Annotated in this window: 11 protein-coding genes; 7 read left to right on the top strand and 4 right to left on the bottom strand. The window is 60.9% G+C overall.

The window, feature by feature from the left end:
• Positions 1-4: 4 nt before the first annotated feature.
• The 3 genes from ABNT42_RS21275 to phbB all read left to right on the top strand — a co-directional run bounded on the left by ABNT42_RS21275 (position 5) and on the right by phbB (position 3,203).
• A complete protein-coding gene (locus tag ABNT42_RS21275; RefSeq protein WP_348700438.1) occupies positions 5-913 on the top strand; it encodes a LysR family transcriptional regulator in 909 nt (302 codons plus the stop codon).
• A gap of 278 nt (positions 914-1,191) precedes the next feature.
• Positions 1,192-2,370: an acetyl-CoA C-acetyltransferase gene (locus tag ABNT42_RS21270; RefSeq protein WP_348700436.1), complete on the top strand. Its 1,179-nt coding sequence runs from the start codon at positions 1,192-1,194 to the stop codon at positions 2,368-2,370.
• 92 nt (positions 2,371-2,462) lie between these two features.
• Positions 2,463-3,203, top strand: a complete 741-nt coding sequence (gene phbB / locus ABNT42_RS21265; RefSeq protein ID WP_348700435.1) for an acetoacetyl-CoA reductase — start codon at positions 2,463-2,465, stop codon at positions 3,201-3,203.
• 71 nt (positions 3,204-3,274) lie between these two features.
• Here the strand turns inward: phbB and ABNT42_RS21260 are convergent, their stop codons facing one another.
• Entirely contained in the window at positions 3,275-4,039 is a 765-nt protein-coding gene (locus ABNT42_RS21260) for a hypothetical protein (RefSeq protein WP_348700433.1), read from the bottom strand.
• 193 nt (positions 4,040-4,232) lie between these two features.
• On the opposite strand from ABNT42_RS21260, the gene pip reads away from it, so the two are divergent.
• The 3 genes from pip to ABNT42_RS21245 all read left to right on the top strand — a co-directional run bounded on the left by pip (position 4,233) and on the right by ABNT42_RS21245 (position 6,171).
• The gene (gene pip, locus ABNT42_RS21255; protein WP_348700431.1) at positions 4,233-5,180 is read left to right on the top strand and encodes a prolyl aminopeptidase; all 948 of its coding nucleotides are present in this window, start codon (positions 4,233-4,235) and stop codon (positions 5,178-5,180) included.
• Positions 5,181-5,253: 73 nt separating this feature from the next.
• Positions 5,254-5,697 (top strand): DUF2721 domain-containing protein, encoded by a 444-nt coding sequence (locus ABNT42_RS21250; protein ID WP_348700429.1) that lies wholly within the window; start codon positions 5,254-5,256, stop codon positions 5,695-5,697.
• A gap of 21 nt (positions 5,698-5,718) precedes the next feature.
• Positions 5,719-6,171 (top strand): hypothetical protein, encoded by a 453-nt coding sequence (locus ABNT42_RS21245; RefSeq protein ID WP_348700427.1) that lies wholly within the window; start codon positions 5,719-5,721, stop codon positions 6,169-6,171.
• 45 nt (positions 6,172-6,216) lie between these two features.
• Here ABNT42_RS21245 and ABNT42_RS21240 read toward each other — a convergent pair whose 3' ends face one another.
• Entirely contained in the window at positions 6,217-6,819 is a 603-nt protein-coding gene (locus tag ABNT42_RS21240; protein ID WP_348700425.1) for an SRPBCC family protein, read from the bottom strand.
• A gap of 150 nt (positions 6,820-6,969) precedes the next feature.
• On the opposite strand from ABNT42_RS21240, the gene ABNT42_RS21235 reads away from it, so the two are divergent.
• A complete protein-coding gene (locus ABNT42_RS21235; RefSeq protein WP_348700423.1) occupies positions 6,970-9,009 on the top strand; it encodes an NADPH-dependent 2,4-dienoyl-CoA reductase in 2,040 nt (679 codons plus the stop codon).
• A gap of 73 nt (positions 9,010-9,082) precedes the next feature.
• Here the strand turns inward: ABNT42_RS21235 and ybaL are convergent, their stop codons facing one another.
• Positions 9,083-10,801, bottom strand: coding sequence for a YbaL family putative K(+) efflux transporter (gene ybaL, locus ABNT42_RS21230; protein WP_348700421.1), 1,719 nt, complete (start codon positions 10,799-10,801; stop codon positions 9,083-9,085).
• Between the two features lie 75 nt (positions 10,802-10,876).
• Positions 10,877-11,998, bottom strand: coding sequence for a beta-ketoacyl-ACP synthase III (locus tag ABNT42_RS21225; protein WP_348700419.1), 1,122 nt, complete (start codon positions 11,996-11,998; stop codon positions 10,877-10,879).
• Between the last annotated feature and the right edge of the window lie 100 nt (positions 11,999-12,098).

Raw genomic sequence — 12,098 nt, 5'->3', positions numbered from 1 at the left:
GACCATGCTAGAACTTCGACACCTACGCACCCTCAGTGCTTTGCGTTCGGCCGGCAGCCTGGTGCGCGCAGCGCAGTTGCTCAACCTGACTCAGTCCGCTTTGTCGCATCAGATCAAGTTGCTGGAAGATCGCTACGAGGGGCCGTTGTTTGAGCGCAAATCGGTGCCTATCAGTTTTACCGCCACGGGTGCGCGCCTGCTGCAACTGGCCGATCTGCTGCTGCCGGAAATCGAACTGGCCGAGCGCGATGTCGCCCGTCTGACACAAGGTGATACGGGACAGTTGCGGGTGGTACTCGAATGCCATACCTGCTTTGACTGGCTGATGCCGGTGATGGATGAATTCCGCCGCCGCTGGCCCGATGTGGAAATCGATCTGGTGTCCGGCTTCCACAGCGAACCGGCCGAACTGCTGCGCAGTGGCGCGGCCGATCTGGTGATCGGCTCGAATTACGGTGACCAGTTCGCCACCTTCCCGCTGTTCCGTTTCGAAATTCTGGTGGTGATGGCGCAGAAGCACCGGCTGGCCGCCCAGCGCCGCCTGCAGGCCGCCGATTTCGAAGGCGAAACCCTGATTACCTACCCTGTGCCGGAGCAGCGTATCGATCTGATCCGCGAAGTGCTGAAACCGGCCGGTGTGCAGGTGGAGCGGCGCACGGCAGAACTCACGGTGGCGGTGCTGCAACTGGTGGCCAGCCGGCGCGGCATCGCTGCGCTGCCCAACTGGGCCATCAAGAATTACGTCGATTACGACTATGTGATTGCGCGCCCGATCGGCGATGCCGGCCTGTGGAGCGACCTGTTCGTGTCCGTGCCGCCAGCCCAGCAGCACAAAGCCTATGTGCGCGATTTCGTCCACGTGATACGGGAACAGTGCGCGAGTTCGCTGGACGGTATCAAATTATTATCGTGACAAAGAGTTAGCGATTATTCAAAATAATTCATAAATGCTTGATACGTCTCAAGGAAAGCCCTTAATCGCACCCTTACGATGGATCACGTGCAGCGCTTGGCATGCTTGCTGCTAGAGAAGCCTGTGACGGAATCCGGTAGTTCTCGCGGCGGCGCAGCATCGAAACCCTGCACGACGGCGGCCTCGGGGCGTATGATAAAAGTTCATGTTTTTGCGTGTGAGTTTGCAACTGAGTTTGCTCAACCTCGCTGGCTGCTGCCGGCACATTGGAGAATCAAATGAATGATGTAGTTATCGTGGCCGCTGGCCGTACTGGCGTAGGTAAATTCGGTGGCTCGCTGGCCAAGACGCCGGCTGCCGAACTCGGCGCACACGTGATCAAGGGCCTGCTGGCCAAAACCGGTCTGGACGGCAATCTGGTGAGCGAAGCCATTCTGGGTCAGGTGCTGACCGCAGGCGTCGGCCAGAATCCGGCCCGTCAGGCTGTGATCAAATCCGGTCTGCCGAACAGCGTACCGGCATTCACCATCAACCACGTGTGCGGTAGCGGCCTGAAGGCTACCCATCTGGCAGCACAGGCCATCAAAGCTGGTGACGCCGAGATCGTCATCGCCGGTGGTCAGGAAAACATGAGCGCTTCGCCCCACATCATGAACGGTTCGCGCGACGGTTTCCGCATGGGCGACTTCAAGATGACCGATAGCATGATCGTCGATGGCCTGTGGGACGTGTACAACCAGTACCACATGGGCACCACGGCTGAAAACGTGGCCAAGAAATACGAGATTTCGCGCGCCGAGCAGGATGAGTTCGCCCTGCAATCGCAACTGAAAGCTGAAGCCGCGCAGAAAGCCGGCAAGTTCAAGGATGAGATCCTGCCACTGGAAATCGTTCAGAAGAAGGGCAGCATCGTGTTCGATAGCGACGAATACATCAAACCCGGTTCCACCATCGAAGCGCTGTCCGGCCTGCGTCCAGCGTTCGCCAAAGATGGCAGCGTGACTGCCGGTAATGCGTCTGGCCTGAACGACGGCGCCGCTGCCGTCATCATGATGTCCGAAAGCAAGGCCAAAGAACTGGGTCTGCCGATTCTGGCCAAGGTCAAAGCTTACGCTTCGTCCGGTATCGATCCCTCCATCATGGGCATGGGCCCGGTGACGGCTGCCAAGCTGTGCCTGAAAAAAGCGGGCTGGACGCCGGATGATCTGGATCTGATGGAAATTAACGAAGCGTTCGCGGCGCAGGCAGTGGCGGTGAATAAGGAAATGGGCTGGGATACCAGCAAGATCAACGTGAACGGCGGCGCCATCGCCATCGGTCACCCGATTGGTGCATCGGGTGCCCGTATTCTGGTCACGCTGATCCACGAAATGGTGCGTCGTGATGCCAAGAAAGGTCTGGCATCGCTGTGCATCGGCGGCGGCATGGGTGTGGCGCTGGCTATCGAGCGCGCTTAAACCGCTAGCAGTACCTGCAGACTGCGGCCATGAGGCCGCAGTCCGGATTTTTCTGTGTTGATTTTTTGTGTCAATTTAAGAGGGGACGAGAAATGGCAAGAGTTGCATTAGTAACCGGTGGCATGGGTGGTCTGGGTGAAGCCGTATGTTTCAAATTGTCGGCACTGGGCTATACCGTCGTCACTACGTATTCCCCTGGCAATACCAAGGCAGAACAATGGCTGGCCACTACCCGTGATCAGGGCTACAACTTCCGCGCCTACCCGTGCGACGTGGCGGATTATGATTCCGCTCAGGCCTGCATCGCCGCGATCGAAAAAGAGATCGGCCCGATCGACGTACTGGTGAACAACGCCGGTATCACGCGCGACATGACCTTCAAGAAAATGGATAAACCGAACTGGGATGCCGTCATGGCCACCAATCTGGATTCCGTCTTCAACATGACCAAGCCGGTCTGCGACGGCATGGTGGAACGTGGCTGGGGCCGCATCATCAACATCTCTTCCGTCAACGGCCAGAAGGGTGCTTTCGGTCAGACCAACTACTCGGCAGCCAAAGCCGGTATGCACGGTTTCACCAAGGCGCTGGCGCTGGAAGTGGCACGCAAGGGCGTGACCGTCAACACTATCTCGCCGGGCTATATCGGCACCAAGATGGTGATGGAGATTCCGCAGGAAGTGCTCGATACCAAGATCATTCCGCAAATTCCGATGGCCCGTCTGGGCAAACCGGAAGAAGTGGCCGGTCTGGTGGCCTACCTGTCGTCCGACGAAGCAGCTTTCGTTACCGGTGCGAATATCGCCATCAACGGCGGCCAGCACATGTCGTAATCCACGCGGACGCATAAAAAAACCAGACCCGGGTTCAGTCCGGGGTCTGGTTTTTTTTCGTCCGTACGCTGCTACTGGGTGGCGAGATCCCAGCCCATGCTGGCAAAGCCATGCTGGCTCAGCGTGACGTAGCCGCTCAGCGTGCTGTCGGCATTCAGGCCGTAGCAGTTGCTGCGGGTAGTTTTGGCGGCCAGTGCCGGATTACTGCCAGCATAGGCAGGATCGGGCGTTTCCACGCTGTTCAGGCACATGAGTACGCGGGCATTGCTATCCTTTTTCAGCTCCCATCGGTAGCTGGTGCTGCTGACAATGCGGGAATTCCCCGCCGTGGTTTCGACCGTGCCGGTTTCGCCATTGCTGCCGCTATCACCGGGCGCGGCACTGGTCGGCAGGCTGCCCTGACTGGTGGTGGCTTCCTGCCGGTTGCCGTCCAGACTGGTGAGCAACATCTGCTGCTCCTTGCTGCCATACCATAGAATAGAGGTGTTGCTGCTAGTGGCCATGCCGTCAAGCTGGAGCTGCAGCGTGATATCGGTGCCGCTGACATTTTCGCCACCCACATTGAACGTACCGCCGTCCATAGGGCGCGGCTGCAGGGTCAGGCTGGCGCTGATCGTGCCGCCCGCGCAGCAGGAGGTGCCTTGCAGCTTCCAGCTATGCGGTTTGCCATACAGTTCCAGTACGGCTTTGCGCAAGTCATAGCTGACCGTGGCCACAGGCACGGGATCAGGCGGGATAAACGGCTTATTGTTTGCGGTGCTACCACCGCCGCAGGCGCCCAGCACGGGCAGTATCAGTGACAGCAGCCATGGCCGCAGTTTGCGTGGATGTTTCATGAAATATCCTTGGTAAGTGATATGTTGATTTGCATGCACACGCTTGTGGCGTCGCGATCGCTGGGGCGTGACCCGGGTAGGTGAGGCAGTGTAGAGTGATGTTAAATTGACATTATCAAGTATTACACTTTTTTACAGTAGTCCTGCTGCGCCGGCGCCGTTACAATCGCGCTATGACTGAACAAGGACTGCCATGACGACGCCGCTGTTTCCTCCCATCACGCCCAGCCGCCACGGCATGCTGGCCGTAGACGAACTGCACACCATTTACTGGGAAGAGGTGGGTAATCCTGCCGGTATCCCCGTGATTTTCCTGCACGGTGGCCCCGGCGCGGGCCTGTCGCCCCAGCACCGGCGCTTTTTCGATCCCGAGCAATACCGCGTGATCCTGTTCGACCAGCGCGGTGCGGGCAAGTCGCTGCCGCTGGGCGAATGCCGCCGCAACACCACCCAGCTGCTGATCGAAGATATCGAGCGTCTGCGCGTGCAGTTCGGCATCGAGCAGTGGCTGGTGTTTGGCGGCTCGTGGGGCTCGACGCTGGCGCTGGCCTACGGCGAAGCCCATCCCGAACGCTGCCTCGGCTTCGTGCTGCGCGGCATTTTCCTGTGCACCCAGCGCGAAGTGGACTGGTTCCTGCACGGTGCGCGCTGGTTCCATCCCGAAATTCACGATGAATTCATTGCCCACATACCGGAAGCGGAGCGGGGCGATCTGCTGCAGGCCTATCTGGGCCGCATCATGGACCCCGATCCCGCTGTCCACCTGCCGGCCGTGCGGGCGTGGAGCCGCTTCGAGGGCCGGCGCGTATTCCTGCTACCGCAGCCGGATGAGGCGTCGTCCGATGCACTCGATCTGGGCGTGGGCCGACTGGAAGCCCATTACATGGCCAATCTGGGCTTCTTCACGGAAGAACAGTTGCTGCGCCAGATAGACCGGATTGCCCATCTGCCGGCGGTGATCGTACAGGGCCGTTACGATGTGATCTGCCCGCCTGCCACGGCGTGGGAACTGCATCAGGCCTGGCCCGGTTCGGTGCTGAAAATGGTGCCCGATGCGGGCCATGGCGCCATGGAATATGGCATCTCGCAGGCACTGGTGGAGGCCACCGAGCAGTTCAAACGCCAGCGCCGCTTCGACTGAGGGCGCCGGCGCCAGCGTGCCCGCCTTGCCGGCGGGCTGTTACACTAGCGTTTCATCACTAAGATCTGTTTCCATGAATATACAAGTTGGCGACGTAGGCCATATCATCCAGCTGGCAATTGCTCCGGTTTTCCTGCTCACGGGCGTGTGTACCAATCTGATGGTGCTGACCAACCGGCTGGCACGGATTATCGACCGCTCGCGCGTGCTGGAAGACCGCCTCGACGTGGGCTATAGCGACAGCTATCTGAACGAGCTCGATGTGCTCTACCAGCGCTCGCACCTGATTAATTCCTCGATTACCCTGTCGACCGCCTGCGGGCTGCTGATCTGTCTGGTGATTGCCATGCTGTTCCTGGGCGATATCACCAACATCTCGCTCGACAAATACATTGCCGGCATGTTTGTGGTGGCCATGATGGCCTTGATCGGCAGCTTCTGCTTCCTGCTGCGCGAGATTTTCATCGCCTCGGCCGCCATGCGTTCGCACCGCCACGTGCGCCGCCCGCTCAAATAACCTGACTAGAATAGAGTTTTTATGCACGACTACCAACGCCCACCCACCCTGTACCGCTACGGTCTGCAAGAAGATCTGGAACTGGCGCTGACCCAGGGCCAGTTCATCCTGACCCCGGCGGCCAACTGCCTGACCCTGAGTTTTTCCAAGGTGTGGGAGCCCAAGCTGTTCGAGCTGTTTGCTGCCGAAAGCTGTCTGATCATCCATAACACGGAAGAATTCGGCGAGCGCGTCCACCGCGCCGTGCAGCGTGCCTTGCCTAGCTGGGCCGGTATCGATGGCGCCGTGGAATACGGCGTGCGCGCCGCACTGGGCGCAGCGTTCAGCAAGACGGCAGCAGAAGCGCAGGAGCAGGAATGGCAGTTCGCATGGCGCGCCATGCAGGCTAATCTGAGCCTCAATCCTGTGCTGATCAAGGTGGGTAGTCTGGAAAACTTCGCCGAACTGCGCAAGCGCGATACCTATCTGGCCTGAGCTCCGGCCTAGGCTGGCGCGGCCCGCAGCGTCATGCTGCGCGGCTTATTTCGGCTCGTCGCGCCTATCCAGCCGTGCCAGCACGGCGCCCATCATGCGCTCGATATCGCCGCGCACCATCTTGGCCCCGAGGATGCCGGGCACATAGAAGTTCGGCATCAGGCGGCCGCTGTACACCACGCGGGTGCCGCCCGTTTCCGGCACGGGGATCAGCTCCCAGTGCGATTCGTAATGCTTCATGTCGCCCGAAACCAGCGCAATGTCGATCGCCGACATGGGCTGCTCGGTGGCGCGCACGATCAGATGGATGGCACGCGTCATGAACAGAAAGCGGGCCACGCCGAACTGTTCGATCACCACTTCATTGCCATTGCGTGACAGGACTTTGCACGACTCCATGTCGGGCACGAAGTCGGCCATCCGTTCATAATTGGTCAGGGTTTTCCAGACTTTCGGCAGCGGCGCGCCCACCGTGCCGGTGGCATCGACTTCATACATTTTCTGGCCGTCGATTTCGATGCGGTTGACCGAGACTTCCAGCTTGGGCAGTTCCGGCCGCGCCGCCTGTGCCGCTTGTGCCGGCGCCTGTGCCAGCGCCAGTGGCGCCCAGCTCACGGAAAACAACAGAAACAGAAAGAATCGCGTCATCGCGCCAGCGTAAGGGAAAGGGGGGCAGAATACAAGTGTGCGAGCGCACGCTCACGCGGGAATCCCTGTCCGTACAAGGGACTTTAGAAGCCCCGATCTAGAGATTTGGGTTTTAATGCGGTGATCCTTCAGTCTGATATAACAACGACAATGACAAACTATCCTCATCTGCTGGCCCCTCTCGATCTCGGTTTCACCAAACTGCGCAACCGCGTGATGATGGGATCGATGCACACCGGTCTGGAAGACCGCTTCTACCACTACGGCAAACTGGCAGCGTTCTATCGTGAGCGCGCGCGTGGCGGGGTGGGGCTGATCGTCACGGGTGGTATCTCGCCTAACCGGTCCGGCTGGCTGCTGCCGTTCGGCGGCACGCTCAATTTCAAGGGCGATGTGCTGAATCACCGTCGCGTCACCAAGGCCGTGCACGAAGAGGGCGGCAAGATCCTGATGCAGATCCTGCACGCGGGCCGCTACGGCTATCAGCCGCTGGTGGTGTCGGCCTCGGATAAGAAATCGCCGATTTCGCCGTTCAAGCCGCGCGCGCTGACGGAAGCCGGCATCGAAGCTACTATCCGCGATTACGCCCGCTGCGCCAAACTGGCACGCGATGCCGGCTACGACGGGGTGGAAGTGATGGGCAGCGAAGGCTATCTGCTCAACCAGTTCCTGTGCGCACGCACCAATCTGCGTACCGACCGCTGGGGCGGCAGCATCGAAAACCGCATGCGCCTGTCGGTGGAAATCGTCAAACGCATACGCGCCGAAGTAGGGTCTAACTTCATCATCATGTACCGCCATTCGCTGCTCGATCTGGTGGAAGGCGGTAATACGTGGGAAGACGTGGTGGCAGTGGCCAAGGCGCTGCAGCATGCCGGCGTGACCATCCTGAATTCCGGCTACGGCTGGCACGAAGCACGGGTGCCGACCATCGTGACCTCGGTGCCGCGCGCTGCGTTTGCCGGTCTGGCGGGCCGCCTGCGGCGTGAAGTGACCATCCCCGTCGTGGCGTCGAACCGCATCAATATGCCGAACGAAGCGGAAGATATTCTGCGCCGTGGCGATGCCGACATGATTTCCATGGCACGTCCCTTCCTCGCCGATGCCGACTTCGTCAACAAGGCCGCGCAAGGCCGCGCCGATGAAATCAATACCTGCATCGGCTGTAATCAGGCCTGTCTTGATCACACCTTCTCCAACAAGCGCGCCAGCTGTCTGGTCAATCCCCGTGCCTGCCATGAAACGGAACTGGTGTACGTACCGGCGCAGAAAAAGCGCCGCGTGGCGGTGGTGGGGGCCGGTCCGGCCGGTCTGTCGGCCGCCACGGTGGCAGCCGAATGTGGCCATGATGTGACGCTATTTGACGGCAATGAGCAGATCGGCGGCCAGTTCCGCATCGCCATGCAGGTGCCGGGCAAGGAAGAGTTCCGCGAAACCATCCGCTACTTCGAGCGCAAGCTGGAAACCACCGGCGTCAAGCTGCGCCTCGGTGTGCGCGTTAGCCGCGAACAGCTGATACAGGATGGCTACGATGAAGTAGTGGTCGCCACCGGCATCAAGGTGCGCCGTCCGCCTATCGAGGGTATCGATCATCCGAAAGTGCTGTCGTATGTGGACGTGCTGCAGAATAAGGCGCCGGTGGGCAAGCGCGTGGCGATTATCGGCGCGGGCGGCATCGGCTTCGATATGGGCGAATACCTGCTGCATGACAGCCGCCATCCGCTGCCACTGGCGCTGGACGTATGGGCGCGTGAATGGGGCGTGGATTTGCAGGGCAATACGGCTGGCGGCCTGACGCCTGCGCAAGCACCGGAGCCGGTGCGCCAGCTGTATCTGCTGCAGCGTAAGACTTCCAAACCGGGTGCCGGGCTGGGCAAAACGTCTGGCTGGGTGCACCGTGCCGTACTGGCGCGCAATGGCGTGGTAATGCTGTCCGGCGTGCAGTATGACCGCATCGACGATCAGGGCCTGCATATCACTGTGGGCGGCGAACAGCGCTTGCTGTCGGTCGATAACGTGGTGGTGTGCGCGGGGCAGGACAGCCTGAACGAACTGATGCCGAGCGAAGAGGAAATCAAAGGCCATCCGGGCTGGCCGCGTTTCCACAAGATCGGTGGTGCTGCGCTGGCAGCGGAACTCGATGCCAAGCGGGCTATCCGCGAAGGCGCCGAACTGGCCGCGCGTTTCTGAATGTAGCCGCCCGCTAGCATTGCTGCTGCGGGCCGGCTGCGGGATTACTGTCAGCGCAACGGCCGCAGCTCGTTCAGTGCGGCCGTTGCTGTTTCTGCGCGTACTGCGCCAGCACGTGGGCGCTCATGCCCTTGGCCAGTTCCTGCTCGCCCATGAAGATTTCGCCGGCGCGTTCGCTGCGCAGCAGTTCCGAGTCGCTATCGCTGTGGGTGCGTACCACGGTCTGGATATGCGGGTTGAGGGTGCGTGCGGTTTCTATCATGGCGCGTACCTCGAAGGTATCGGGCGTGGCGATCACCAGCATGGCAGCACGCGCCACATGCGCCTGTATCAGCACCGAAGTCTCGCCGCCATTGCCGGCCACCGCGTGAATGCCGCGCTGGCGCAGCGCATCGACCAGTTCGCGGTTCTGCTCTGCCACCACCACGGCAATGCCCTGCGCTTCCAGCGCATCGGCAATGCGTCGCCCCACCCGACCATAACCCACCAGCACCACATGGCCGGATAGCTGTTCCGGTGGTACTGACATGGGCAGCATGGCCAGCGGATCGGTGGTGCGCTCGAAGCGGGCTGCCAGCTTGCTGTTCAGTCCCAGCAGGCGCTCCAGCGGCGTCAGGGTATGGAATACCAGCGGATTGAGCGCAATCGAAATGATGGCACCTGCCAGTATCAGGCTCTGGCCTTCCAGCGGCATCAGCCCCAGTGACAGCCCCAGTGCTGCCAGAATGAAGGAGAACTCGCCGATCTGCGCCAGACTGGCCGAGATCAGCAGGGCGCTCTTGGCCGGATAGCGCAGCAGCAGCACCAGCAGGAAGGCCACGATGGATTTGCCGAACACAATGATGAATACCACTGCCAGCAGTTTTACTGGCTGCTGCAGGATGATGGCGGGGTCGAACAGCATGCCGACCGAAACGAAGAACAGTACGGCGAAGGCATCGCGCAGCGGTAGCGATTCTTCCGCCGCGCGGTGCGCCAGTGCCGATTCGCGCAGCACCATGCCGGCAAAGAAGGCGCCCAGTGCGAACGAGACGCCGAAATAGTGGGTGGAAGCGTAGGCGATACCCACTGCGGCCGCAATCACGCACAGGGTGAATAGTTCGCGCGAGCCGGTGCGCGCCACCTGCCAGAGTATCCACGGGAACAGCTTGCGTCCGACCACCAGCATCAGCGCGATGAAGGCTGCCACCTGTCCCAGCGTGATGGCCAGCGTGGTCCACAGGCTGGCGTTGCTGCCATGCTGGGCGGCAGCGGGCACGGCACCGCCGAGCGGGCCGGCCAGTGCCGGCAGCAGCACCAGCACCAGCACCGTCACCAGATCTTCCACCACCAGCCAGCCGACGGCGATGCGGCCGTTCAGGCTATCGAGGATGCTGCGTTCTTCCAGCGCGCGCAGCAGCACCACCGTGCTGGCCACGGACAGCGCCAGCCCGAATACCAGCCCGCCGCCAATGCTCCAGCCCCAGTACACGGCTAGTCCCATACCCAGCGCGGTCGCGAATACAATCTGCAGGATGGCGCCGGGCAGGGCGATTTTGCGTACGGCCCACAGGTCGTCGAGCGAGAAATGCAGGCCCACGCCGAACATCATCAGCATCACACCGATTTCGGCCAGCTGGCTGGCCAGTGCCGTATCGGCCACGAAGCCCGGCGTGGCCGGACCGATGATGATGCCGGCGGCCAGATAGCCGACCAGCGCGGGCAGTTTCATACGGACTGCGATATAGCCGAACAGCAGCCCGGTTCCCAGTGCTGCGGCGATGGTGGTGATCAGGCTAAGGTTGTGGTGCATGCGCGCGGGGCTCCTAAAACGATTGCGGAGCCCCAGCGTAGCATAGCCGCGGCGATTGCGCGGGAAGGAAAGTGCTTACAGGCGTTTGACGACTACGCAGCCGATCGAATAACCGGCGCCGAACGAGCAGATGACGCCCAGCTGGCCCGGCTGCATATCGTCCGAGTGCTTGTGGAAGGCGATCACGGAACCGGCCGAGGAAGTGTTGGCGTAGGTGTCCAGAATCACCGGCGCCTCACCTGCTTCGGCTTCGCGGCCCAGTACCATGCGGCTGATCAGCAAGTTCATGTTCAGGTTGGCCTGATGCAGCCAGTAGCGGCTTACCTGCGGCACTTCCAGACCGGCGCTGGCGATGGTGTCCTTGATCATTTCCGCCGCCATCGGACAGACATCCTTGAATACTTTGCGACCCTGCTGGCGGAACAGCTTGTCCGGCTGGCCCACGCCCGCTTCGTCGAAACGGTTGAGGAAGCCGAAGTTGTTGCGGATGTTATTCGAGAAGCTGGTTTTCAGCTTGCTCTCGACGATTTCCCAGCGCTGCGCGCTGGTGGCCGTGTCGGCCGCTTCGATCACCATGGCGGTGCAGGCATCGCCGAAGATGAAGTGGCTGTCGCGGTCACGCCAGTTCAGGTGGCCGCTGGTGATTTCCGGATTGAGTACCAGCACGGCGCGGGCCTGACCGCTCTGCACGGCGGCCACGGCTTGCTGGATGCCGAAGGTGGCCGAGGAGCAGGCCACGTTCATGTCGAAGCCATAGCCTTCGATGCCCAGTGCACCCTGCACTTCCACTGCCATGGCCGGATAGGCGCGCTGCATATTCGAGCAGGCCACCAGCACCATATCGATATCGGCCGGCGTACGGCCGGCGCGTTCCAGCGCCTGACGGGCGGCGGCGACGCAGATTTCTGCCTGCAGCGACAGTTCGTCGTCGCCACGCTCGGCGATGCGCGACACCATGCGCTGCGGATCGAGGATGCCGCTTTTCTCCATGACGAAGCGCGACTTGATGCCGGAAGCTTTTTCGATGAAGGCAACGGAAGACAGTTCCAGTGCCGTCACGCTGCCGTCGGCGATGGCAGCGGCGTTATCGGCATTGAACTGCTCGGCATACGTATTAAAACATTGCACCAGTTCTTCGTTGGAGATGGACTGGGCAGGGGTGTAAAGACCGGTACCGCTGATGACGGCTTGTTTCATAGTTAAACTTTCAAATTAGGCAATGGCTTGCGCCATTAATGACGCAAATTCTACACAATGCCTGCATGTTAGGCGAAATTAAAAGCGGCGCCCCGCAGGC

The sequence above is a fragment of the Duganella fentianensis genome (assembly GCF_964031615.1).
Lineage (GTDB): Bacteria > Pseudomonadota > Gammaproteobacteria > Burkholderiales > Burkholderiaceae_D > Rugamonas > Rugamonas fentianensis_A.
This window is presented reverse-complemented; position numbering and strand designations above follow the sequence as displayed.